A 24,429-nucleotide genomic window follows, 5' to 3' on the forward strand; every position below is an offset into this window, starting at 1 on the left:
GACGGTCAGCGCAGCATCAATACGTTGCAGATGGAGCCGGCTTCTGCTGCCGCAGCGTGCGGCGCTCGAATGATCAAGCCGTTGGCCTCCGAGAGAGTCCGGAGCATCGAGGAATCCTGCACGCCAAACGGGGTAGCCCTCAATGTGTCGCCGTCGAGTTCGACCCGGGCACGGATGTAATCCTGACGGCGGTCATTGGCTCCCATGTTGGTGGCGAGCCGCGCTTCGCGGATGTTCTGGCTGAAAGGCCGTCCACCGAGTTGCGCCAGCAGGGGGTTCAGGAAGAGTTGCGAGCAGACCAGACTAGCGACGGGGTTGCCGGGCAGCCCGATGCAGCGGATTGCACCCATGCGGCCGAACATCAGTGGTTTTCCGGGGCGCATGGCGAGCTTCCAGAAATCCAGTGTCATGCCTTCACCGGTCAGGACCTCATGGACGAGATCATGGTCTCCGACAGAAGCACCACCCAGCGTGACGATCACGTTGGCGCCAGCCTCGACCGCCTGCCGTATTGCGGCGGCTATTGCTCCCCTGTTGTCGGGGGCGATGCCAAGGTCCAGTGCACGCGCACCGACGGACTGAGCTGCCGCTGCCACTCCATAGGCATTGGACGAGATGATCTGATCCGGCCCCGGCGTGCTACCAGGTGGAAGCAGCTCGTCGCCGGTGGCGATGATGGCCACCAGAGGGCGGCGCACCACGGCAACGGCCGGATGGTTGGCGGAAGCGGCAAGCGAGAGCGCGGCGGCGTCGAGAACCCGGCCCTTCTTGAGCAATACGTCACCGGCATTGAAGTCCAGGCCTTTGCGACGGACATTACGCCCCTCGGAAGAGGGCTCGTGAACCTCGATCGTGTCGTCGCCGAGGTCGCTTACGTTTTCCTGGATCACGATGGTATCGGCGCCGGTGGGCAGAGGTGCACCTGTAAAGACACGCACCGTCTCGCCGCTGCCGACTGTGCCCCGGAACGCACGGCCGGCTGGTGCGCTGCCGATCACCTTCAACCTGGCCGGCGTTGCTGCGACGTCGGCAGCTTTCGCTGCATAGCCATCCATGGCGGAAGCATCGAAAGGCGGCTGGGTGCGCAGCGCCGCCAGCGGGGCCGCCAGCACCCGGTCAAAGGCGTCCGCCAACGCTACGGTCTCGGCGCCAAGCGGTTCGGCATCGCTCAGCAGCCGCTGTAACGCTTCTTCGACCGGAACCAGCGACATCAGGCGCCCGCCTTGTAGTCTCCGGACTTCCCGCCGGTTTTTTCCACCAGCCTTATGCCGGAGATGGTCATTGCGCGATCCACTGCCTTGGCCATGTCGTAGATGGTGAGACAGGCGACCGAAGCGGCTGTGAGCGCCTCCATCTCGACGCCGGTCTTTCCGGTGACGCGGGCAAGTGCCGTGACCTTCAGGCCAGGCAAGGCGTGGTCCGGTTCGATATCGAGTGAAACCTTGGTCAACAGCAGGGGATGACAGAGCGGGATCAGCTCATGCGCCTTCTTTGCGGCCATAATCCCAGCGATGCGGGCAGTCCCCAGCACATCGCCCTTCTTGGCATTTCCGTCGAGGATCATGGCCAGTGTCGCAGCCTGCATCGAAACACAACCTTCGGCCACCGCTGTGCGCACCGTCTCGGCCTTGTCGCCGACATCGACCATGTGCGCCTCGCCCTGCGCACCAAGATGGGTGAGGGCGTTCCTGGACATCTTCAGACGGCCTCGGCTCTGGCATCGAGGCCGAGCAATTCGCGCGTTGCCGCTGTCACGTCGGCCTGCCGCATCAGGCTCTCGCCGACGAGGAAGGTGCCGATGCCGCTTTTTTCCATGCGGCGGCAGTCGTCATGGGTGAAGATGCCGCTTTCGCTGACCAGCAAGCGATCGGCCGGCACCATCGCCGCCAGCCGTTCTGAGGTTTCGAGACTGGTCTCGAACGTGCGCAGGTTGCGATTGTTGATGCCGAGGAGGCGCGACCTGAGTTTCAGCGCGCGCTCGGTCTCTTTCTCGTCATGCACCTCGACCAGCGCGTCCATGCCGAGCGAAAAAGCGGTATCCTCGAGCTCCGCGGCCAGGCGATCATCGACACTTGCCATGATGATGAGGATCGCGTCGGCGCCCCAGGCGCGCGCTTCGTAAACCTGGTAGGGATCGAACAGGAAGTCCTTCCGCAATGCCGGGAGAGCAACAGCCTCGCGGGCCGAGGTCAGGAACTCCGGCGCGCCCTGGAAAGATGGTGAATCGGTCAGCACCGACAGGCAGGCAGCACCGCCGGCCTGGTATGCCTTCGCGAGGACCGGTGGGTCGAAGTCGGCGCGGATCAATCCCTTGGACGGGCTTGCCTTCTTGATCTCCGCGATCAGCGCAAAGGCGCCGGCAGCGCGCTTGGCTTCGAGTGCGGCCAGGAAACCGCGCGGACGGTCGGCATCGGCGGCACGTGCCTTGATCTCGGCGAGCGGCAGGAGCGCCTTGGCAGCGGCAATCTCTTCGCGCTTGTAAGCTTCGATCTTGCGCAGGATATCGGCCATTGTCGTCGGTCCTGACCTATTCGTTGGAAACCTTGACCAGCGTTTCCAGCACTGCCCTGGCCTTGCCGGAGTCGATGGCTGTCGCGGCCTGTTTCACTCCGTCTTCCAGGGTTGCCGCCCTGCCAGCCACCACCAGGCCCGCACCGGCGTTCATCAGCACAGTATCACGATATGCCCCCGGCGCGCCGGAAAGCAGCTTGCGCAGGGCCTCTGCATTGTAGTTGGCATCACCGCCGCGCAGGTCCTGTTTGGTATGGCGTTTCAACCCGACCATCTCCGGCGTCAGCTTGAAGGTGCGGATTGCGCCGCCAACCAGTTCAGCCACGTCGGTCTCGCCGGTGGTGGTGATTTCGTCATAGCCGTCGCCGTGCGCCACCCAGGCGTGGTCGGCACCCAGTGCCTTCAACGCCTCCGCTACCGGGACGATCCATTCCGGCGCGAACACGCCGACCATCTGGCGGCCGACGCCTGCAGGATTGGAGAGGGGCCCAAGCAGGTTGAAAATCGTGCGGGTGCCAAGTTCGCCGCGCACCGGGCCGACATGTTTCATGGCTGGATGATGTGAGGGCGCGAACATGAAGCCGACGCCAGCCCTGGCAATGCAATCACCGATCGCTTCGGGCGTGAGGTCGATCTTGATGCCGAGGCCGGTCAACACGTCGGCCGAACCAGTCTGTGAGGAGAGGCCACGATTGCCATGCTTGGCCACTGGAACGCCGGCGCCTGCGACGACGAAAGCGGATGCGGTCGAAATGTTGAGCGAATGCGAACCGTCCCCGCCGGTGCCGACGATATCGACCGCGCCGGCTGGGGCCTCTACGCGCAGCATCTTGTCGCGCATGGTTGCGACCGCGCCGGAAATCTCGCTGACGGCTTCGCCACGCACGCGCAGCGCCATCAGGAAGCCGCCGATCTGGCCTGGCGTTGCATCGCCCGACATGATGATGTCAAAGGCTTCGCGCGCTTCCTCGAAGGACAGTATATTGCCCGCCGCAACCTTGGCGATATGAGGCTTCAGAGCACTCATCGGATCTGCTGAGCCTGCTCTATCGCCACCTGGTCAACCTTGACGCTGAACTGCGACTGCAGCTGTGCGACCATTTCTTCCAGCAGGTCATCGGACATGCCGGACGCGAAGGACTTCCTGACGTCGTCGGGAACCGCCGAGGCGTCGGCGGCCGCTGGCTCGAACACTTCCGCCACCTTGAACAGGATCTTGGCGGTACCTGTCGGGGCAGAGACGATGCCGGAGCCACCTTCGGCGACGGCAAAGGCAGCCGTGGTGCCTTCCTTGCCAAAGTCGGCATCGTCGGCTTCACGCTTCAAGCCGCGCTTGGTCTGCTTTTCGAGCTTGAGTTCGCCGGCGACGGTATCGAGGGTGGCTCCTGCCTTGACGCGCTTTTCCAGCTCGTCCGCCTTGGCGGCAAGCCGCTTCTCAGCTTCGGCCTCGGTCCAGTCCGCGACTACCTTCTGCCGCACTTCATCCAAGGTGCGATCACGAGCCGGCGTGACGCCGTTCAATTCGTAAAAGACATAGCCATTGTCGGCGGTGGTCAGCCCCTCATTCTCGATGCCCTGTTCGGCGTCAAATACAGCGCGGATCAGGGACACCGATTCCGGAAGGCCGTTTACGACCGTCCCGTCCGGCCGCTGGCCAGTCCGGTCGATGGCCTCGATCGGGACCACCTTCAACTTCAGCTTGTCGGCGGATTCCTGCATGGTGGAGCCGCCAGCACGCGCATCCTCATAGGAATCGTGTGTATCGAGCAGGATGCGGCTCGCTTCGTTGACGGCCAGTTCCTTGCGGATCTGGTCGGATACTTCGGCGACCGACTTCACCACTTCCGGCTTGATTTCGGTGACGCGGAGCAAGACCGGGCCAAAGGCACCCTTGACGACCGGGCTTACTTCATTGGCCTTGAGTGCGAAGGCGGCTTCCGCCACAGCTTTGTCGGCGATCTTGTCCTTGGCCAGCGTTCCAATCAGCGTGTCGGCGGGTGTCTTGCCTTCGGCAGTCACCAGCTTGTCGAAAGTCGCGCCGCTGCGCAGCGAATCGAATGCCGCGGTTGCAGCTTCCGGTGACTTGAAGACGAGCTGTTCGATCGTGCGGGTCTCGGGTGTCGTGTAGCGGGCCTTGTTCTTCTCGTAGTCGTCCTTGATCTGCTGCTCGGTCACCGCGGAGAGGTCCATGATGTCCTCGGGCTCAAGGCGGACATAGGAGAACTTCCGGTATTCGGGGGCGGCATATTTCTTCTTGTTGGCCTCGAAATAGGCGTTCAGATCGCTGTCGGACGGCGCCGGGATCGGCTCGACCAGCGACTTCGGCAGGACCAGGTAATCGATGGTGCGGTCTTCTCCGCGGTAAAGCGCGACAGCCTTCAGGAACGTATCCGGCGCCTGCATGCCGTCGGAGACAGCTTCGACGATCTGCTGGCGGGTCGCCACCTGCACGCGGTTCTTCAGATAGTCTTCCGGCCGCATGCCGATCTGCCGCAGCACATAGTCGAACAGGCGGCGGTCGAACTGGCCGTTGCCGCCCTTGAAGGCTGGATCGTCACGTGTGAGTTCGGCAACACGATCCTCGGAGAGGCCAAGACCAAGCTTGCGGGCCTGCTCATCCAGCACCGCGCCCGAAACAAGTTGCACGAGCACGCGGTTGTCGACGCCAAGCGCCTTGGCCTGTTCCCGCGTTAGCCGCTGGCCGAACTGCTGTGACATGACATTGAGCTCGCGATCGTAGGCGAGGCGATATTCCGTGACGGAAACGGACGTGCCTCCCGTCGTCAGCACGCTGTGGTGCCCGGCGATCGTGCCCATCATGCGGCTGGAGATGCCCCAAACAGCGAAGCTGACCACCAAGAGGGAGAGCAGGGCTTTCGCGACCCAGGTTCCCGCCGCGCTTCGCAATGTAGAGAGCATGATGATGTCCGTATTTGAAGTAAGCCAAGCGCAATAGCGTCCTTCAAGCCTACTGTCGATTGCTTTGTGGCCTGTTTTTGGTAGGGAAGGCGCGAACAGAACGATCGGAGAACCGCAGAATGACGCCAGGTATACGTCCCCTTGTGGCAGGCAACTGGAAGATGAACGGAACCGGCGCTTCGCTTGGTGAACTGCGTTCGATCGGCCATGGCTTCATGAGCGGCCTGGACACGGAAGCCGATGCGCTTGTCTGCGTCCCGGCGACGCTGCTTTCGCGTGCTGCCGAGGCGGTTGCAGGCACTCCGGTCAAGGTTGGCGGCGAAGATTGCCACGCCAAGGAAAACGGTGCGCATACCGGTGATATCTCAGCGGAGATGCTGAAGGACGCTGGTGCCAGCCATGTCATCGTCGGGCATTCCGAGCGTCGCACCGACCATGGTGAGGACGATGCAACCGTCCACGCCAAGGCGGAAGCGGCCTGGCGCGCCGGTCTTGTCGCGATCATCTGCATAGGCGAGACCCGCGAGCAGCGCGAACAGGGTGCCACACTCGATATCCTTTCCCGTCAGGTAGCCGGTTCGGTACCGGCGAGTGCTACGGCCGTGAATGCTGTCCTGGCCTACGAGCCAGTGTGGGCGATCGGCACCGGCCTGACGCCGACAAGCGGTGATGTCGCCGAAGCACATGCTCATATCCGTGCGAAACTTACCGAAAAGCTCGGCGCAGTCGAAGCGGCGAAGATTCGCATTCTTTATGGCGGTTCGGTCAAACCTTCCAATGCGGTCGAGTTGCTGGGCGTTGCCAATGTCGACGGTGCGCTGGTCGGCGGCGCCAGCCTCAAGGCCGCCGACTTTCTCGGCATCGCCGAGGCGTATCGGAGCCTCTAGGGACGCGGTCGGCGGTTGCAAAGGCGACCCCGATCCCCATATTCGGGTGCCGGGCTTGGAAATGCCACGAAAGCATTGTATGAGCCGCCACCTGTTCACCGGTCGCCGCTGGTGTCCGCGCCAGTTTTGCCAAGGTAGACAATGCAAACCGTCCTGATCGTCATCCATCTCATGATCGTGCTCGCGCTTGTCGGCGTGGTGCTTCTGCAACGCTCGGAAGGCGGCGGTCTCGGCATCGGTGGTGGTTCGGGTTTCATGACCGCGCGTGGTGCGGCCAACGCGTTGACGCGGGCAACCGCGATCCTGGCAGCGGCTTTCTTCGCCACGTCGCTCATCCTTTCGATCTTCGCTCGTTATGGCGGCAAGCCGACCGACTTCCTGGATCGTGCTCCGATCACGCAGCAGACAGGCGGCAAGGGTGTCCTCGACCAGCTTCCCGGCAACACGACGCCGGCTGCACCGGCCGGCAATACGGCTCCGACCCCGCCGTCGGGTGATGCCGCCAAGCCGCAGTCGACGCAGCCTGCCGCACCTGCCAACGATGCTGCCGCTCCTGCGGCCAACGGCACGACGGCTCCCGCAGCGCAGCAGCCCGCCCAGCCGCAGGTTCCAAACCAGTAAGAATTGGACGCAAGGCTTTCCGTGATGAACACCCGCCAGGCCGACCGGTCCGGCGGGTGTTTTCGTTTTTGGCGACGACTTGTCCTCAAGGCGTAAGCCTTTCGAGGGTCTATCCAGAGTTTAAAGGTCCTACTAGGCTCCGTGCAGTTCGTCCCCGAGGAGCCAGATAATGCCAAGCAGCATCAAGGAGATGATGGCGACCGCGAATGCGGCGGTGCCGAAGATCACTGCGGACGAGGCCCGAAAATTGATTGCCAGCGAGAATGCCTTGGTCGTTGACGTGCGTGACGCGCCGGAAGTCCTGGCCAGCGGCAAGATCAAAGGTGCAATCAACATCTCGCGTGGCATGCTGGAGTTCCGCGCCGACGCGGATACGCCCTATCACAACGCGGAGCTTCGTAAGGATCGGCCGATCATTCTCTATTGCGCCTCGGGTGGGCGCTCGGCCCTGAGCGGCAAGGTGCTCAAGGATATGGGCTACCAGCGGATTTATAATCTCGGCGGTTTCAAGGATTGGGCCGACGGCGGCGGCGATGTTGAATCGGTTGCATAGCCGGAGTGCCGTGCTCGCCGAACGCCTGAAATCTGCCACCCCTTGTCGGAATTACGGTTCATCGTGCGTCCTTGGTGAAACCCGTCAGGAGGCAGGAGATGGGACAACTTCTCGACACATCCTTTGATGCGCAGATACGCAAAAGCGCGACCAAAGGCGGCTGGACCTATATCATCTGGCCGCATTCGGCTGAGTTTTTCGGGACGCGAGGGCTGGTGAAGGTTCGCGCAACCGTTGATAGTGTTGCGTTCCAGAGCTCGTTCATGGCGCTTGGCGATGGCAATCACAAACTGCCGCTCAAGGCCAGTCTTCTCAAAGCGATTGGCAAGCGTGCCGGCGATTGGGTTGCGATCTCGTTGAGCGAACGCCTGAATTGAGCGGGGCCTGCGATCCGGCGGGATCCTGTTGTCCCGATTGGGCACAGTTGCCGAGAAAGTAACCTTCGGTGCGGCACAGTAACACTATTACCTGTTGTTCCTGGAACACAGTTGGCGCAAATGCGATGCCATCACGAAGATTCGATCTTGTACCGTGGGCAAAGGCGCTTGAGCGGTCCCCACCTGTTCGATTATAGCGAAATTGCGGCAATTGCGGTGCCTTGAGGGCGCCGCCTGTTGCCGTGGGCAACACGATTCTTCTGGACGGAACTTCGCCATGCGGCTTCGCAGTTTCATTCTCGCCGGCCTTTGCGCCGCGCTCACCTTCGGTGCGCCTGCCTATGCGGCGGCACCCGCCAACCCAAAGGCAACCAAGGCTGACACCGCCAAGACCAAGAGCGCGGCTGTCGAGCTGAAGCAGCTCAAGAAGAAAAAGAAACCGACCGATGCTGACCTCGCTCGTATCGAGGATCTCGAAAAGCAGGTTCAGGTCGAGCGTGCCCTCGCCAAGGAAAAGGCGCTTGAGGCTCGCAAGATGGCGATGCGCGAAGCCGCCAAGGTCAAGGCCGAAGCAGCTCGCCAGGAGTTCCTGACCAAGAAGGGCCAGAAGCCGGTCATCCAGTCGGCTGAACCCGTGGAAGATGCCAAGCAGGCAAAGAAGCTGGTCAAGCTCGAGCTTGCCAAGCCGATCGAACCGATGCCGGCGGTCGTCGAGGAGCCTTTGACGTTCGAGGCCGAGGACGTCGTTGCCAATGGCAACAATGGTGAATTGCGCAGCGAGCCGCGTGCCGGCGAAGTCCGTCCCCGTAACAACAACGGCCTGTTTGCCGGTCTGTTCGGCGGCAATGCCGGTTCATCGTCGATGTCCATGCTGCCGCAGACGCGTGCGCTGGATGCGGTCATGGATAAGAAGTCGGCCAAGAAGCCGTTCAAGGTGAAGCCGGAATATGAGCCGCAGGAGGTGACGTTCACCGGCTATGAACCTGGCACGATCGTCATCAACACGGCGGAGCGCCGTCTCTATCTCGTTGAGTCCTGGTCAACCGCCCGTCGTTATGCGATCGCGGTCGGCAAGGAAGGCCTGCAATACAAGGGCGACACCACCGTTGGCGACAAGCAGGAGTGGCCGCGCTGGATTCCGACAAAGGACATGCAGGAGCGTGAGCCGAAGAAATACGGCCAGTACAAGGACGGCATGCCCGGCGGCGGCTTGAATCCGCTCGGCGCGCGCGCCATCTATCTCTACGATGGCAAGAAGGATACGCACTTGCGCATCCATGGCACGATTGCTCCGCAGACGATCGGCACCAGCTCTTCCAACGGCTGCTTCCGCATGATCAACGATCACGTCATCGAGCTTTACAACCGCGTCAAGATGGGCACCAAGGTCGTCGTCCTGTAACGCGGTACGAACAAGTGGCGGAAGGGCCGGCTCCAGCCGGCCCTTTTGTTTTGGCTGCAGCCCGGCCAAGCGAGTAGTTCCGGGAAAAACCACGCGCGGCGGTTTTTCCACTGGCGGAATCGATCAGGCCGCGCTAAGCGATGGTTCCCATGGCGCGATATGTATTCATCACCGGCGGCGTGGTTTCTTCCCTTGGAAAAGGCATAGCCGCAGCGGCTCTCGGAGCCCTGTTGCAGGCGCGCGGCTACCGCGCGCGCATCAAAAAACTCGACCCCTATCTCAATGTCGATCCCGGCACGATGTCGCCTTACCAGCACGGTGAGGTGTTCGTGACGGACGATGGCGCCGAGACCGATCTCGATCTCGGCCATTACGAACGCTTCACCGGTCGTTCAGCGAACCAGAACGATAACATCACCACCGGTCGCATCTACAAGAACATCATCGAACGCGAACGGCGCGGCGACTATCTCGGTGCCACCGTGCAGGTCATTCCGCACGTGACCGACGAGATCAAGAACTTCGTGCTCGACGGCAACGAGGACTATGACTTCGTGCTGTGCGAAATCGGCGGCACGGTGGGCGACATCGAAGCGATGCCGTTCCTGGAAGCCATCCGTCAGCTCGGCAACGATCTGCCGCGTAACAATGCTGTCTACGTGCACCTGACGCTGATGCCTTACATTCCGGCTGCAGGTGAATTGAAGACCAAGCCGACGCAGCACTCGGTCAAGGAACTGCGTTCCATCGGCATTGCGCCCGATATCCTCCTGGTGCGTGCCGACCGGTCGATCCCGAAGGAAGAGCGCCGCAAGCTGTCGTTGTTCTGCAATGTGCGCGAGTCGGCCGTCATCCAGGCGCTTGACGTCGGACATATCTACGACGTGCCCATGGCCTATCACAATGAAGGACTGGACACGGAAGTGCTCGCCGCCTTCGGCATCGAACCTGCGCCGAAGCCACGCATGGAGCCGTGGCAGGGCGTGGCGGAACGCATCCACAATCCGGAAGGCGAGGTTACCATCGCCATCGTCGGCAAGTATACCGGGCTCAAGGATGCCTATAAGTCGCTGATCGAGGCGCTGTCGCATGGTGGCATGGCCAATCGCGTCAAGGTCAAGCTCGACTGGATCGAAAGCGAAGTCTTCGAGAGGGAAGATCCTGCGCCGTTCCTGGAGAAGGTGCATGGCATCCTGGTGCCGGGTGGCTTTGGCGAGCGTGGCTCGGAAGGCAAGATCCTGGCTGCCAAATTCGCCCGTGAGCGCAAGGTACCGTATTTCGGTATCTGTTTCGGCATGCAGATGGCGTGCATCGAGGCGGCTCGTTCGCTGGCCGGCATCGAAAACGCCTCGTCGACGGAATTCGGTGCCACCAAGGAGCCGGTCGTTGGCCTGATGACGGAATGGCTGAAGGGCAACATGCTGGAGAAGCGGCAGTCGGCCGGCGATCTCGGCGGCACGATGCGGCTCGGTGCTTATGACGCGCGTCTTGAAGCGGGCTCCAAGATCGCCGAGATCTATGGCGATACCGATATTTCCGAGCGCCATCGCCACCGCTACGAAGTCAACATCGACTACAAGCAGCGACTGGAAGACTGCGGGCTGGTCTTTGCCGGCATGTCTCCCGATGGGGTGCTACCCGAGACGGTCGAGTATCCCGACCATCCCTGGTTCATCGGCGTGCAGTACCATCCGGAATTGAAGAGCCGTCCGCTCGATCCGCATCCGCTGTTTGCCTCCTTCATCGAGGCGGCGGTCGAACAGAGCCGCATGGTCTAAGACAAGGGTAGGGCGGTGCGGACCTATATTGCGCTGCTCTATTCCATTGTGCTGACACCGCAGCGGCGCGTCGTGATGGCCGATCTCAAGGCGATGGCCGAGGGGCTGGGGTATACCAACACGCGCACGCTCGCCGCCAGTGGCAACCTGGTGTTCGATGCACCGGAAACGTCGATAAGCGAACTGGAGAACCGACTGGAGGCGGCATTTCCCAATGCCTTCGGTCGGCATGTCGACATCATCGTGCGCGATGCGGCCGGCTGGCCGGCATTTGCAGCGGGCAATCCGTTTCCGAAGGAGGCAGCCGCGACGGCGGACCAGGTCGCTGTTCGTGTCATGCGTCAGCCGGTGCCCGAATCGGCGGTCGACGCGCTCAGGTCTCATGCGGCGCCGGACGAGAAGATCGCACTGGTGAATGGCGACATCTGGATCGTCTTTTCACGGGAGAGACCGAATTCGCGGCTGCTCGGTGCAGTCGGCCACAAGCGGCTTGGCATCGGCACCTCGCGCAACTGGAACACGGTGCGCAAGCTGGCCGAGATGGTAGAGCTGTAAGCTCTAGCTTACTGTTGATGGCCCAATGATCCGCGTCAGTTCGGAATGAGCGGCGCGCTCTTGCGAACGCGCCGCCGTTGCTTGTCGCGTCAGGCTCTTGCTGGTACCCGGACCGAGCCTGAGCGCAGGACATAGTAGATGATACCGGCGATCGCGACGCCGAAGAACCAGCCATAGACACCCCACCATGACGGTAGCCAGTCGGTGAAATTGGGCAGGATCGACGAGAAGATGGCGCCTATGCCCGCGGCGATGAAGGCATTGACATGCCAACCACCCTGGAACCGGAATTCTCCGTCCTCGCGGTACAGGGCTTCGACGTCGACCTCACCTTTCCGGATCAGGTAGTAGTCGACCATCATGACACCGAAGATCGGTCCCATGGTGGCGCCGATGATGCCGACAAACGACGCTGCACTGCCTTCCCAAGGGGCGAACGGGTAGAGCACCAGGGCGATCAGGGCTGCGATGTAGCCGCCTTTCTTGAAATCGATCTGCTTCGGGAAGACGTTGGCGAAATCGAAAGCCGGCGAGACAAAATTCGCCACCACATTGATGCCAAGCGTGGCCACGGCGAAGGTCAGTGCTGCCAGCAATGCCAGGAACCAGCTGTCGAACTTGGCCGAGATCTGGTCGGGATGCAGCAGAACTTCACCATAGACATCGTAGGCGGCAATGGTGGTTACACCCGCAACCAGTGAGAACAGGATAAGGTTGACCGGCAGCCCCCAGATGTTGCCCTTGCGCAGGGCTGCCTTGTCTGGCGCGTAGCGGGCGAAATCGCAGAAATTCAGGTAGAGCGCCGAGAAGTAGGTAACCCAGATGGCGGCTACGCCGAACAGCGCCGTCCACGAGCCTGGATCGCCCGGAATGCCGGCGTCCTTGGTCTTTTCGCGCAGGACATCAAGCGGGATGTCGCTCGTGAAGGCGAATTTGCCCGACTTTACACAAAGATAGACGGCCAGGATCAGCATCATCACCCACACCGCCGGGCCAGCCCAGTCCTGGAACCGGCGAACAGTCTCCATGCCTTTCTGGATAATGAGCAACTGCAGCGCCCAGATCACGAAAAAGCAGATTACCTCCAGCGTCGAGTGGCCGAGCATGTGGCTGTTCTGGTGGAAGGCAAGCATGCTTTCGTTGCGGATAAGCAGGGCGACGATGGCGCCGGAAGCCGCGGCAGTCTGCGCGCCATACCAGAAGCAGGCAACGATGGCGCGCACCAGCGCCGGTATGTTGGCGCCCCAGATGCCAAAGGACGCACGCGCCAGAACCGGGTAAGGTACGCCGGTCTTGACCCCGGCATAACCGACCATGTTCATCAGCGCGTATATGATGAGCGAGCCGATGCCGATCGCGACGACGAAATTGAGAAACCCGCCGCAGAACAGAAACAGGCTGGCAGCGAGGTAGTAGCCCCACAGGCTGTGGACGTCGGACGTCCAGACGTTGAAGATCGAAAACGGTCCCCAGTTACGGACCTTGGCAGGCGCGAGGTCCTCGTTGTAGAGATTGGGTGAAGCACCGGGTATGGTCATAGCAGTCCCCTCTCATGACCTTATTTTTTGCGGAAAGGTTATGCCTGCCGCAGGGGAAGGGGAAGAAACCGATTTGCCGGTTTTCCCGAAAAAGACATTCAACGAGAAAAGGGCTTCACGCCGGCCATTTCGATTTGAGCATGCCAGCAGCGAGTCGGTATCTGTTGCGCGGTTGGACCAGGCGGGGACTTGCAAATGACGGTTGCGCAGGATGGCCGCATGGCGCTGGAGACTTGGTCTTCAGGCGATATCGACATCCTCGAACGCTGCAACACGATCGAGGCCAAGCGTTATATCGGCGGCCCGGAAACGCCGGAAAAACTGCTCGATCGTCACCGGCGCTATCTGGAAAAGGCTGTTGCGGGCGAAACCCGGATGTTCCGTATTTCCTATGATGGGCTTGGTGCCGGGTCGATCGGCTATTGGGAGCGGATGTGGCGCGGTGACCTTGTCTACGAAACCGGCTGGGCGGTGGTGCCCGGTCTGCAGGGGCACGGGATCGCAGGCAAGGCGACAGGCTTGCTGATCAATGTGCTGCGTGGTGAGCGCCGGCATCGCTATCTGCACGCCTTTCCGGCACCTGAAAATCCCGCCTCCAACGCCATCTGCCGCAGGCTCGGTTTCGAGCTGATGGGCGAATGCGACTTCCAGTATCCGCCGGGCAATGCGATGCGCAGCAATGATTGGCGGCTTGATCTGCAGGCTCGCACCTGATTTGGCGATGGCGAAGGGAGCTCAGAAGAGCGGTCTCAGCGTCATCTCCAGCCCCAGCAACAGCAAGCCGAGCAGGAATATCCTGCGGAACAATACTTGGCTGATCCTGCCCCGCAAGACCTGCCCGAACCACATGCCGGCAAGCGCCGGCAAAACGGCGAGCGCTGATAATGCAAGGTTTTCAGTTCGGAACACGCCGCGTGCCGCCAGTCCTGCCGCCAGGGCTAATGTCGAAACGGTGAACGACAGGCCCAGGGCCTGTACCAGATCGTCTTTTCCCAGCCGAAGCGCCTGCAGATAGGGTACGGCGGGAATGACGAAAACGCCGGTGGCACCGGCAATCAGGCCGGTGACCGCGCCGACAAGCGGCGACAGCAGGCGCTCCAAACGCTTGCTTACGCTGAGCTGACGCGCCAACAGCGTGTAGGCCGAATAGAGAACGAGAATGATGCCGAGTGCCGTGCTTGTCAGGGAGGTGTCGCCTTCGGCAAGCCATGACGCGCCAAGCATCGTTCCCACCACAATCGCCAGCATCATCGCCCAAAGCCTGCGGATGAGCAGGGTGACATTCGGTCCCGCCAGCAGCTGCCAGATATTGGTGAGGGACGAGGGAATGATCAACAGACTGGCCGCTGCCAGAGGTGAAACGAGCGCCCCCAGCACACCCATCGCCACCGTTGGCAGGCCCATGCCGGTTACGCCCTTGACGAGACCGGCAACGAAGAATGTCACGGCGACCGCGACGACCAGGGGAAACGAGAGATCAAACACGGATAGCGAAAAGCGGCGTCTGGTCGATCATATCCGGTTCCCTCGTTCGGCGCAGCTGTGTGCCCGGTGAACCCTCACCGGGCTGGGACAGCAGGTTTCAAGATAATGGGTTGTCCCATTCAATGATTTCATCGTCGTCGAAGCGTCGAAGGCATCCGCGGTAGAGCTTGTTCTGCCCGGAATGTTCCCCACCCGTCATGCGGATGACGCAGGATCATGGCAGGGACTCTCCCGTTCTAAGAGCCATTTTCCTTGAACCGGCAGTCGGAATGATGCACACCGCCGCCAACATGCAGCGACCAGTCCATCCGCTCGATCACATCGTTTTGCCGACGGCGACGCTCGAAAGCGCCGAGGCGCGCCTTGCCTTATTGGGATTCACCGTCGCGCCGCGCGGCATTCATCCCTTCGGTACCGAAAACTGCTGCGTCTACCTTGCGGACGGTACCTTCCTGGAGCCGCTCGCCGTGGGGGACGCCGAAATAGCGGCGCAAGCGATCATGGCTGGCAATGTCTTCGTGGCTCGCGATCACACGTATCGCGAGGATCATGGTGCTGAAGGATTTTCGGCGATCGTCTTCGGCACTGACGATGCCGACCACGATCACCGTGCCTATGTCGAGGCCGGCATTTCGGCAGGTGAGAAGCTCGATTTCTCGCGCCCATTCACCGATCGTTCCGGCAAGAGTGATACGGTTTCGTTCAGGCTTGCCTTCGCATCGGGGCGCGACACGCCCGACGCCTTCGTCTTCGCCTGCCAGAGGATCAATGCGCCCAAGGTGGATCGTGCCGCCTTGCAGGCGCACGCCAACGGCGCCGCCGCCATCCATGGCATCGTGGCTGTAAGTGACGATCCAGCCGGGCAGCAGGCTCTCCTGGCAAAGGCCGCCGGCTGTGGCATGGCTTCGGCGCAGGCAAATGGTCTGTTGGCTTTGCCGAATGCCGATGTCCTGCTCATGCGACCTGACGAATTCGAGGCAGAATTCGCGATCGGTGCCGGCGGGCGCACGGCGCTCCGTTTCGCCGCCGTGATTTTCGCCGTGCCAGATCGTGCCACGACAGAACGACTGCTTGTTTCGGCAGGCATCAAGCACCATTTGCAGGGCGGCCGGCTTGTCGTGCCGCCCGCGCCGGGCCAGGGTGCAGCCTTCATCTTCGAGGATCTGAAATGACCAAACCCAATGCCAAGGTGACTGTCGGGCAGACGCTGTTCGCCAATGATGCGCCGCTGTCGCTGATCGCCGGGCCGTGCCAGTTCGAATCGCGCCAGCATGCCTTCGACATGGCAGGTGCGTTGAAAGAACTGACGGGAAAGCTTGGTATCGGCTTCGTTTACAAGTCCTCCTTCGACAAGGCCAATCGCAGTTCGCTGGGCAGCACGCGGGGCGCGGGGCTGGAAGCGGCGTTGCCGGTCTTCTCGGAGTTGCGCAAGGAACTTGGCGTGACGATCCTGACGGATATCCACACCGAGGATCAGTGTGCGATCGTGGCGCCGCATGTCGACGTGCTGCAGATCCCGGCATTCCTGTCGCGCCAGACGGATCTGCTTGTTGCCGCCGCCAGGACCGGCAAGGTCGTCAATGTGAAGAAGGGGCAATTCCTCGCTCCCTGGGACATGAAAAACGTCGTGACCAAGCTGACCGATTCAGGCAACCCGAACGTACTGGTGACGGAGCGCGGGGCTTCGTTCGGCTACAACACGCTGGTTTCCGATATGCGGGCCCTGCCGATCATGGCCGATATCGGCGCGCCGGTGATCTTCGATGCCACCCACTCGGTGCAGCAGCCAGGCGGGCAGGGCGCCACGTCTGGCGGCGAGCGTCGCTTCGTGGAAACGCTGGCCCGGGCAGCCGTGGCTGTCGGCGTGGCTGGTGTCTTCATCGAGACGCATGAAGATCCCGACAATTCGACCTCCTCGGACGGCCCCAACATGGTGCCGTTCAAGGACATGCCGGCACTGCTGGAAAGGCTGATGGCGTTCGACAAGGTGGCCAAGGCCTGACGGAAGGCTCGGCAAGACTACCTTTGCTTGCGAGGCGTATTTCCCGGTTGTAGGCTTGCCGGGCAAATTGGCTCGTCGTCAGGAGTAGGACATGTCCGTCGCCCGCGTTACCGAGATCACCGCTTCCTCCAAGAAAAGCTTTCAGGATGCCATTGAGAAAGGCGTCGAACGCGCCTCCAAGACGCTCAAGAACGTCGAGGGCGCCTGGATACAGGACCAGAAGATCGTGGTCGAGGGCGGCAAGATCGTTGCCTACCGCGTCAACATGAAGGTCACCTTCATTCTCGCGGACTAGCACGCCTGGCTGGAACAACGCTTCCTCATTGATGCGGCTCGCACGGAAGCTATGCTCGCATTGGAACCAGAATCCGATGGGAGTGGAAAATGGTTGCGGCGTTTCCGGTTTTCGATCTTTCCCGTTTTGAGCAGGCGGATGTCGCCGGCCGCAAGGCGCTTGGTCGTGAGGTCGACGAAATCTGCCGTGCCACGGGTTTCCTGGCGGTCAGCGGGCATTCGGTTCCGCAGGCCGTGATCGATGCCGTATGGTCGAAGGCACGGGCCTTCTTCGATCAGTCTGCCGAAATGAAGGAAAAGGTGAGGGCTCCCTATCCGGGCTACCCTTATGGCTACCTTGGCTCGGGTGCCGAGGCCCTGGCAAAATCCAAGGGAGCCGACACGCCGCCGGATCTCAAGGAGAGTTTCAACGGCGGTCCGCTCTCGGTTCCGCAGGGGCTGACGGATCCGCAGGCGCTGGCTTTCTGTTATGCCGAAACAATCTGGCCGGAATCTCCGGACGGCTTCGTCGATGCCTGGAAGGCATATTATGCGTCGATGGAGGATCTTGCCGCACGGATCATGCGTGTGTTCGCCGTCGCGCTCGACCTGCCGGAAGACCATTTCCAGCCGATGATCGATCGGCCGATCAGCGCCCTGCGTGCGCTCAATTATCCCGAGACCGATACACCGCCACTTGCCGGTCAGCTGCGCGCCGGCGCGCATACCGACTACGGCAGCCTGACCATCCTGTTGCCGCAACCTGGCTCGGGTGGATTGCAGATATTCACCCCGGAAGGCGATTGGCGCGAGGTGCCGCCCGTCGAAGGAGCGTTCGTCATCAACATCGGCGACCTGATGGCGCTTTGGACCAATGATCGCTGGGTTTCGACCCTGCACAGGGTGGTCAACCCGGATGTCGGTGCGGCCAGGTCCGCGCGGCGCCAGTCGCTTGCCTTCTTTCACCAGCCAAACTGGCTTCAGGAAATCGCCTGTATCGAAACCTGCCTGGAGCAGGGAGAGGCACCGCGCTACCAACCGGTGCAGTCAGGCCCCTACCTGATGGGCAAATTCAACGCGACAGTGAAGCCGGCAGCCTGACAAAGCCCGGACAAAGAACGGAATCTGCCACCGGGCGCGGTTGCGTTTCGCGAAGCTTTGGCTATTGAGTTTGCGCAGCGTCACCCCGCCGGTGCCACCTCGCGCATTGTCCTCATCCCAAGCAGGAGCTTCAAATGACCGCCATCATCGACATAGTTGGCCGTGAAATTCTCGACAGCCGCGGCAATCCGACAGTCGAGGTCGATGTCGTCCTCGAGGATGGTTCGATGGGCCGCGCCGCCGTGCCGTCCGGTGCTTCCACCGGCGCCCACGAAGCGGTCGAACTGCGTGATGGTGGTCCGCGTTATCTCGGCAAAGGCGTCGAGCGTGCCGTCGAGGCCGTCAATGGCGAGATCTTCGAGGCGATCGGCGGCATGGAAGCCGAGCACCAGATCCAGATCGACCAGACCATGATCGAACTGGACGGCACCGCCAACAAGAGCCGGCTCGGCGCAAACGCCATCCTCGGTGTCTCACTGGCTGTCGCCAAGGCCGCGGCCGAGGCATCCGGCTTGCCGCTCTATCGCTATGTCGGCGGTCCGAACGCCCGCGTTCTGCCGGTGCCGATGATGAACATCATCAATGGTGGCGCCCACGCCGACAATCCGATCGATTTCCAGGAATTCATGATCATGCCCATCGGTGCACCGACGCTGCGCGATGCCGTGCGCTGGGGCTCGGAAATCTTCCACACGCTGAAGAAGGGCCTGAAGGACGCCGGTCACAACACCAACGTCGGCGACGAAGGCGGTTTTGCACCGAACCTGAAGAGTGCCCCGCTGGCACTCGACTTCGTCATGGCTTCGATCGAGAAGGCCGGCTTCAAGCCAGGCCAGGATGTTGCGCTTGCGCTCGACTGCGCGGCGACCGAATTCTTCAAGGACGGCAACTACGTCTATGAGGGTGAGAAGAAAAGCCGCGATCCCAAGGCGCAGGCAAAGTACCTCGCCAAGCTCGCCGCCGATTATCCGATCATCTCGATCGAGGACGGTATGGCGGAAGACGACTGGGAGGGCTGGAAATATCTGACCGATCTCGTCGGCAAGAAGGTGCAGCTGGTGGGCGATGACCTGTTCGTCACCAATTCCTCGCGCCTGCGCGACGGCATCAAGATGGGCGTCGCCAATTCAATCCTGGTCAAGGTCAACCAGATCGGTTCGCTGACCGAGACGCTGGAGGCGGTAGAGACGGCGCATAAGGCTGCCTATACCGCTGTCATGTCGCACCGTTCCGGCGAGACGGAGGATTCCACGATTGCCGATCTCGCCGTTGCGACCAATTGCGGACAGATCAAGACGGGTTCGCTGTCGCGCTCCGACCGCATAGCGAAGTACAATCAGCTGATCCGCATCGAGGAAGAACTCGGTGCGCAGGCGCGCTATGCCGGCACGTCGATCCTCAAGGCTTGATGGCTGATACCCACAGCGTCTATCGTCGGCGACCGATCTTAAGGATCGGTCGCTGCGCGGTCCCATTTGTGCTTGCCGCCGTCGTTACGACAGCGGCCTTTGCACAAGAGGTGCCGAAAGGCTTTCGCTCGCCGACCGGCAACATCCAGTGCCTGTTTTTCGACGCTTCCTCGGTCCGCTGCAGCATTGCCGCGGTTTCAAACCGGCCGGCGCAGCGACCGGCCGATTGCGATCTGGAATGGGGGCACGATTTCGGCCTTGGAGCGAGCTCGCGGGAAGGTGAGCGCTTGTGCGTGGGCGATACCATCGCCGACGACTATCCGGTTCTGCATTACGGCGAAAGTACGGGTTATGGCGCCGTCATCTGCCGCTCGGCGCGCAAGGGTGTGACCTGCGTCAACCGCGCGGGTGCCGGCTTCGAGCTGTCGCGTTCCCTGCAGCGCGTTTTCTGAGCGCGGACACGGCTCTCACAGGCAGTTTGAAGTATGGAAAGCGATCTCGTCCAGAGGCGTCGCCACCGTCATCGTAACCCTCCATTAAGCACAATCGGGCGACAAGAGGCAGACGAGGAGTCGCGCCATGTGGACACGCCAGCACAAGCAGACAAACACCGGTCGGTTGATCGTGCCAACGCTTTGTGCTGTGGTTCTGTGCTATTTTGGCTACCATGCCTATCACGGTGCCTTCGGTATCAATTCGAGGGCCAAGCTCCAGGAGCAGGTCGCGAGCCTGCAGGCGCAGCTTGCCTCGGTCAAGGAGCGGCGCATGGAGATTGAGCAGCGCGTCAGGCTTCTGCATGATGGCTCGATCGAAAAGGACATGCTGGACGAGCAGGCGCGGCGGGCACTCAATGTGACGAGCGCCAACGAAGTCGTCATCATGTTGCCGGCGAAAGCGAATTAACCTGATATCGGTTAATCGCTGTTATTTCCAATATTTCTAATTGCTTAGATGCATGCCAGCCATGCATTTTTCCGCATGGCGTAACGGCAGCTTGCGTGTTAGCCTTTTTGCCAATCGGTGGGGGAGACGCAACATCTCTCCGGAGCAATTCCAGCAAAAGTGCGCAGCGGTTTTGCGTTCGGGATTGTGCGCAGAGCCGAGGAATTGGAGTGTTTCCGGGAAAACGGCAGCATTCTAGGGTCCGCGAAGAGACACCAACAGGGAGTGAAGCATGGCAACCGCCGCCAGAAAAGCGCCTGCCAAGTCCAAATCTGACAAATCGATAAGCCTGACGCCTCCCAAGCCCCTGGAGTTCACCAAGGAGCAAGAGCTTTCGGCCTACCGCCTGATGCTTTTGATGCGTCGCTTCGAGGAAAAGGCCGGCCAGCTTTACGGCATGGGTTTCATCGGCGGTTTCTGCCATCTCTATATCGGCCAGGAGGCGGTTGTTACCGGCCTCAAGATGTCGCTCATCGAGGGCGACCAGATGATCACCGCTTATCGCGACCACGCCCATATGCTGGCGATGGAGATGAGCCCGCGCGGTGTCATGGCCGAACTGACCGGACGCCGTGGAGGCTATTCCAAGGGCAAGGGCGGTTCGATGCACATGTTCTCCAAGGAGAAGAATTTCTACGGCGGCCACGGCATCGTCGGTGCACAGGTCTCGCTGGGCACGGGTCTGGCGTTTGCCAACCGGTATCGCGGCAACAAGAATGTCTCGGTGACCTATTTCGGCGACGGCGCGGCCAACCAGGGCCAGGTCTACGAAAGCTTCAACATGGCCTCCCTATGGAAGCTGCCGGTCATCTATGTGATCGAGAACAACCGCTATGCCATGGGAACGTCGGTGTCGCGTTCGTCCGCCGAGACCGATTTCTCGCAGCGCGGCCTGTCGTTCCGTATCCCCGGGATCCAGGTCGACGGCATGGACGTGCGCGCGGTCAAGGCCGCAGGCGATCTCGCCACCGAATGGTGTCGCGCCGGCAATGGTCCGATCATCCTCGAGATGCAGACCTATCGCTATCGCGGTCACTCCATGTCCGATCCGGCAAAGTACCGTACCAAGGAAGAAGTGCAGAAGATGCGCTCCGAGCATGATCCCATCGAGCAGGTCAAGGCGCGCCTTGCCGCCAAGAAATGGGCGAGCGAGGACGATCTCAAGGCCATCGACAAGGACGTGCGCGACATCGTCGCCGATGCCGCCGACTTTGCGCAGACCGATCCAGAGCCGGATGTCTCCGAGCTGTGGACGGACATTCTGGTATAAGGGGAGGGTGCGACCATGCCGATCGAAATTCTCATGCCCGCGCTCTCGCCAACCATGGAAGAGGGCAATCTTTCGAAATGGCTGAAGAACGAGGGTGACAAGATCGCTCCCGGCGACGTCATTGCCGAAATCGAGACCGACAAGGCGACCATGGAAGTGGAAGCTGTCGACGAAGGCACGCTTGGAAAGATCCTGATTGCCGCGGGTTCGGAAGGCGTCAAGGTCAACACGCCGATTGCGGTCCTGCTGCAGGAGGGCGAAAGCGCCGGCGATATCGGCAAGGCCGCCGCTCCGGCGAAGGCCGAGGCGCCTGCCGTCGCCGAGCCAGCTCCTGCTCCGGCATCGAGCGCTGCTGCCGCCCCTGTTGCCGCAGCGCCGAGAACTGAAGTGGCCGCCGATCCCGACATCCCGGCCGGTACCGAAATGGTCTCGACCACCGTCCGCGAAGCATTGCGCGACGCCATGGCCGAAGAGATGCGCCGCGACGCGGACGTCTTCGTCATGGGCGAGGAGGTCGCCGAATACCAGGGCGCCTACAAGATCACCCAGGGCCTGCTGCAGGAATTCGGGCCGCAGCGTGTGGTCGACACCCCGATCACCGAACACGGCTTTGCCGGTGTCGGTGTCGGCGCCGCCATGACGGGCCTGAAGCCGATCGTCGAGTTCATGACCTTCAACTTCGCGATGCAGGCAATCGACCAGATCATCAATTCGGCCGCCAAGACGCTTTACATGTCCGGCGGCCAGATGGGCGCGCCGATCGTGTTCCGTGGTCCGAACGGCGCGGCTTCCCGCGTTGCCGCGCAGCACAGCCAGGACTACGCCGCCTGGTACAGCCATATTCCAGGCCTCAAGGTGGTGCAGCCCTACAGCGCGGCCGATGCGAAAGGCCTGTTGAAAGCCGCGATCCGCGATCCCAATCCGGTCATCTTCCTGGAAAACGAAATCCTCTACGGTCACTCCTTCGATGTGCCGAAGCTGGATGATTTCGTTCTGCCGATCGGTAAGGCGCGGATCCATAAGGTCGGCAAGGATGTCACCATCGTCTCATGGGGCATTGGCATGACTTATGCGGTCAAGGCCGAGGCGGAACTTGCGAAGCTGGGGATCGATGCCGAAATCATCGATCTCAGGACCATCCGGCCGATGGATCTGGAGACCGTCATCACCTCGGTGAAAAAGACCAATCGTCTGGTCACCGTGGAAGAGGGCTTCCCGCAGTCGTCGGTTGGCGATTTCATCGCCAACCAGGTGTCGCGCCAGGCCTTCGACCACCTCGATGCGCCCGTCATCACCGTCGCTGGCAAGGATGTACCAATGCCTTATGCGGCCAACCTTGAAAAGCTGGCGCTGCCCAATGTCGCGGAAGTGATCGAGGCGGTGAAAGCCGTCACCTATCGCTGATCTGGCCGGGAGGACAACATGCCGATCAACATCACCATGCCGGCCCTCTCGCCAACCATGGAAGAGGGCAATCTCGCCAAGTGGCTGGTCAAGGAAGGCGACAAGGTTTCGCCGGGCGACGTGATCGCCGAAATCGAGACCGACAAGGCGACGATGGAAGTCGAAGCCGTCGATGAAGGCACCGTAGCAAAGCTGGTTGTTCCAGCAGGCACGGAGGGCGTGAAGGTCAACGCCGTGATCGCCATCCTGGCTGGGGAAGGCGAGGACGCAGGCGCTGCCGCCAAGGGCGGCGCTGCCGCGCCTGCCAAGGCAGAGGCTCCCAAGGTAGAAGCAAAGGTCGATGCTCCTAAAACCGAAGCAGCGAAGGCTGAGGCTGCCGCGACACCGGCCGCACCGAAGCCCGCTGTCAACGGAGCTACTCCGGTAACCGCGGGCGAACGCACCTTCGCTTCGCCGCTCGCTCGCCGCATCGCGAAGGATGCCGGCGTCGATGTTGCCGCCGTCACCGGTTCCGGCCCGCATGGCCGCGTGGTGAAGGCGGATGTCGAGGCGGCGATTGCCGGTGGTGGCGTGGCGAAAGCCGCATCCGCCGCAGCGCCAGCTGCTGCTGCTCCGGCGGCTGCCGCGCCTGCGGTCAAGCCGATGTCGGACGACGCGGTGCTCAAGCTGTTCGAACAGGGCTCCTACGACCTCGTCCCGCACGACAATATGAGGAAGACCATCGCCCGGCGTCTGGTCGAGGCGAAGTCGACCATCCCGCATTTCTACCTCACCCTCGACTGCGAGCTGGACGCGCTGCTCAAGCTGCGCTCCGAGCTCAATGCGGCCGCGCCGATGAAGAAGACCGAAAAGGGCGATGCCCCGGCCTACAAGCTTTCGGTCAACGACATGATCATCAAGGCGATGGCACAGGCGCTGGTTGCCGTGCCGGATGCCAATGCGTCGTGGACGGATACGGCCATGGTCAAGCACAAGCATGCCGATGTCGGCGTGGCGGTGTCGATCCCGGGCGGGCTGATCACGCCGATCGTCAGGAAGGCCGACCAGAAGACGCTGTCGGTGATCTCCAACGAGATGAAGGACCTGGCCAGGCGTGCGCGCGACCGCAAGCTGAAGCCGGAAGAGTATCAGGGCGGCACCACTGCGGTGTCGAACCTGGGCATGTTCGGCATCAAGGACTTCGCCGCCGTCATCAACCCGCCGCATGCGACGATCCTGGCGGTTGGTGCGGGCGAGGAACGTGCTGTGGTGAAGGGCGGCGAGATCAGGATCGCCACCGTGATGTCGGTGACGCTGTCGACCGACCACCGCGCCGTCGACGGTGCGCTGGGAGCCGAACTGCTCGGCGCCTTCAAGCGCATCATCGAAAACCCGATGACCATGCTGGTCTGACAACCGCGGT

General features: G+C 61.6%; 25 protein-coding genes. 18 read left to right on the forward strand and 7 right to left on the reverse strand.

Annotated elements, in window-relative coordinates; all coding sequences use genetic code 11:
* Positions 1-5 precede the first annotated feature (5 nt).
* From glp to ACFWYE_RS03465, 5 genes are read right to left on the reverse strand one after another with little or no spacing between them, the layout of a single operon-like run.
* Entirely contained in the window at positions 6-1,211 is a 1,206-nt protein-coding gene (gene glp / locus ACFWYE_RS03445; protein ID WP_379109560.1) for a gephyrin-like molybdotransferase Glp, read from the reverse strand.
* Positions 1,211-1,696: a cyclic pyranopterin monophosphate synthase MoaC gene (gene moaC / locus ACFWYE_RS03450; protein ID WP_379109561.1), complete on the reverse strand. Its 486-nt coding sequence runs from the start codon at positions 1,694-1,696 to the stop codon at positions 1,211-1,213. The genes glp and moaC overlap by 1 nt, the downstream gene beginning before the upstream one ends.
* A gap of 2 nt (positions 1,697-1,698) precedes the next feature.
* On the reverse strand, positions 1,699-2,511 hold the full coding sequence (gene trpC, locus ACFWYE_RS03455; protein ID WP_379109563.1) for an indole-3-glycerol phosphate synthase TrpC: 813 nt from the start codon (positions 2,509-2,511) through the stop codon (positions 1,699-1,701).
* 16 nt (positions 2,512-2,527) lie between these two features.
* Entirely contained in the window at positions 2,528-3,538 is a 1,011-nt protein-coding gene (gene trpD / locus ACFWYE_RS03460; protein WP_379109565.1) for an anthranilate phosphoribosyltransferase, read from the reverse strand.
* Positions 3,535-5,430 (reverse strand): SurA N-terminal domain-containing protein, encoded by a 1,896-nt coding sequence (locus ACFWYE_RS03465; RefSeq protein ID WP_379109567.1) that lies wholly within the window; start codon positions 5,428-5,430, stop codon positions 3,535-3,537. The genes trpD and ACFWYE_RS03465 overlap by 4 nt, the downstream gene beginning before the upstream one ends.
* Positions 5,431-5,549: 119 nt before the next feature.
* Here ACFWYE_RS03465 and tpiA point away from each other — a divergent pair, with 119 nt between their 5' ends.
* The 7 genes from tpiA to ACFWYE_RS03500 all read left to right on the forward strand — a co-directional run bounded on the left by tpiA (position 5,550) and on the right by ACFWYE_RS03500 (position 11,603).
* Complete coding sequence (gene tpiA, locus ACFWYE_RS03470) at positions 5,550-6,317, forward strand: triose-phosphate isomerase (RefSeq protein WP_379109568.1); 768 nt, start codon at positions 5,550-5,552, stop codon at positions 6,315-6,317.
* A 141-nt stretch (positions 6,318-6,458) separates the two neighbouring features.
* Complete coding sequence (gene secG / locus ACFWYE_RS03475) at positions 6,459-6,938, forward strand: preprotein translocase subunit SecG (protein WP_379109570.1); 480 nt, start codon at positions 6,459-6,461, stop codon at positions 6,936-6,938.
* Between the two features lie 169 nt (positions 6,939-7,107).
* Positions 7,108-7,491, forward strand: a complete 384-nt coding sequence (locus ACFWYE_RS03480; RefSeq protein WP_379070904.1) for a rhodanese-like domain-containing protein — start codon at positions 7,108-7,110, stop codon at positions 7,489-7,491.
* A 98-nt stretch (positions 7,492-7,589) separates the two neighbouring features.
* On the forward strand, positions 7,590-7,868 hold the full coding sequence (locus ACFWYE_RS03485; RefSeq protein WP_379109571.1) for a DUF1905 domain-containing protein: 279 nt from the start codon (positions 7,590-7,592) through the stop codon (positions 7,866-7,868).
* Positions 7,869-8,145: 277 nt separating this feature from the next.
* Positions 8,146-9,270: a L,D-transpeptidase gene (locus ACFWYE_RS03490; RefSeq protein ID WP_379070907.1), complete on the forward strand. Its 1,125-nt coding sequence runs from the start codon at positions 8,146-8,148 to the stop codon at positions 9,268-9,270.
* 140 nt (positions 9,271-9,410) lie between these two features.
* Positions 9,411-11,048 (forward strand): CTP synthase, encoded by a 1,638-nt coding sequence (locus tag ACFWYE_RS03495; RefSeq protein WP_379070910.1) that lies wholly within the window; start codon positions 9,411-9,413, stop codon positions 11,046-11,048.
* A gap of 15 nt (positions 11,049-11,063) precedes the next feature.
* On the forward strand, positions 11,064-11,603 hold the full coding sequence (locus ACFWYE_RS03500; RefSeq protein WP_379070913.1) for a DUF1697 domain-containing protein: 540 nt from the start codon (positions 11,064-11,066) through the stop codon (positions 11,601-11,603).
* 89 nt (positions 11,604-11,692) lie between these two features.
* On the opposite strand, the gene ACFWYE_RS03505 is transcribed toward ACFWYE_RS03500, so the two are convergent.
* Positions 11,693-13,141 (reverse strand): NCS1 family nucleobase:cation symporter-1, encoded by a 1,449-nt coding sequence (locus ACFWYE_RS03505; RefSeq protein WP_379109572.1) that lies wholly within the window; start codon positions 13,139-13,141, stop codon positions 11,693-11,695.
* A 195-nt stretch (positions 13,142-13,336) separates the two neighbouring features.
* Here ACFWYE_RS03505 and ACFWYE_RS03510 point away from each other — a divergent pair, with 195 nt between their 5' ends.
* Positions 13,337-13,855 (forward strand): GNAT family N-acetyltransferase, encoded by a 519-nt coding sequence (locus tag ACFWYE_RS03510; protein WP_379109574.1) that lies wholly within the window; start codon positions 13,337-13,339, stop codon positions 13,853-13,855.
* 21 nt (positions 13,856-13,876) lie between these two features.
* Here the strand turns inward: ACFWYE_RS03510 and ACFWYE_RS03515 are convergent, their stop codons facing one another.
* Positions 13,877-14,626: a sulfite exporter TauE/SafE family protein gene (locus ACFWYE_RS03515; RefSeq protein ID WP_379109575.1), complete on the reverse strand. Its 750-nt coding sequence runs from the start codon at positions 14,624-14,626 to the stop codon at positions 13,877-13,879.
* Positions 14,627-14,895: 269 nt separating this feature from the next.
* Between ACFWYE_RS03515 and ACFWYE_RS03520 the strand changes: the two genes are divergently transcribed.
* From ACFWYE_RS03520 to ACFWYE_RS03565, 10 genes are all read left to right on the forward strand, one after another.
* Entirely contained in the window at positions 14,896-15,798 is a 903-nt protein-coding gene (locus ACFWYE_RS03520; RefSeq protein ID WP_379109576.1) for a VOC family protein, read from the forward strand.
* On the forward strand, positions 15,795-16,628 hold the full coding sequence (gene kdsA / locus ACFWYE_RS03525; protein ID WP_379109577.1) for a 3-deoxy-8-phosphooctulonate synthase: 834 nt from the start codon (positions 15,795-15,797) through the stop codon (positions 16,626-16,628). Before ACFWYE_RS03520 ends, kdsA begins: the two co-directional genes overlap by 4 nt.
* Positions 16,629-16,719: 91 nt before the next feature.
* The gene (locus ACFWYE_RS03530) at positions 16,720-16,923 is read left to right on the forward strand and encodes a dodecin family protein (protein WP_101937016.1); all 204 of its coding nucleotides are present in this window, start codon (positions 16,720-16,722) and stop codon (positions 16,921-16,923) included.
* A gap of 89 nt (positions 16,924-17,012) precedes the next feature.
* Positions 17,013-18,002 (forward strand): isopenicillin N synthase family dioxygenase, encoded by a 990-nt coding sequence (locus ACFWYE_RS03535; RefSeq protein WP_379109578.1) that lies wholly within the window; start codon positions 17,013-17,015, stop codon positions 18,000-18,002.
* A 134-nt stretch (positions 18,003-18,136) separates the two neighbouring features.
* Positions 18,137-19,411 (forward strand): phosphopyruvate hydratase, encoded by a 1,275-nt coding sequence (gene eno, locus ACFWYE_RS03540; RefSeq protein ID WP_379109579.1) that lies wholly within the window; start codon positions 18,137-18,139, stop codon positions 19,409-19,411.
* Positions 19,411-19,863, forward strand: coding sequence for a DUF6636 domain-containing protein (locus ACFWYE_RS03545; protein WP_379109581.1), 453 nt, complete (start codon positions 19,411-19,413; stop codon positions 19,861-19,863). Before eno ends, ACFWYE_RS03545 begins: the two co-directional genes overlap by 1 nt.
* 127 nt (positions 19,864-19,990) lie before the next feature.
* The gene (locus tag ACFWYE_RS03550; RefSeq protein ID WP_379109582.1) at positions 19,991-20,314 is read left to right on the forward strand and encodes a septum formation initiator family protein; all 324 of its coding nucleotides are present in this window, start codon (positions 19,991-19,993) and stop codon (positions 20,312-20,314) included.
* Between the two features lie 271 nt (positions 20,315-20,585).
* Positions 20,586-21,623 (forward strand): pyruvate dehydrogenase (acetyl-transferring) E1 component subunit alpha, encoded by a 1,038-nt coding sequence (gene pdhA, locus ACFWYE_RS03555; RefSeq protein ID WP_379070942.1) that lies wholly within the window; start codon positions 20,586-20,588, stop codon positions 21,621-21,623.
* A gap of 15 nt (positions 21,624-21,638) precedes the next feature.
* Complete coding sequence (locus ACFWYE_RS03560; protein WP_379070946.1) at positions 21,639-23,027, forward strand: pyruvate dehydrogenase complex E1 component subunit beta; 1,389 nt, start codon at positions 21,639-21,641, stop codon at positions 23,025-23,027.
* A gap of 18 nt (positions 23,028-23,045) precedes the next feature.
* Positions 23,046-24,419 (forward strand): pyruvate dehydrogenase complex dihydrolipoamide acetyltransferase, encoded by a 1,374-nt coding sequence (locus ACFWYE_RS03565; protein WP_379109584.1) that lies wholly within the window; start codon positions 23,046-23,048, stop codon positions 24,417-24,419.
* Positions 24,420-24,429 lie beyond the last annotated feature (10 nt).

Origin of the sequence: Mesorhizobium sp. NPDC059025, assembly GCF_042739655.1 — a bacterium.
Lineage (GTDB): Bacteria > Pseudomonadota > Alphaproteobacteria > Rhizobiales > Rhizobiaceae > Mesorhizobium.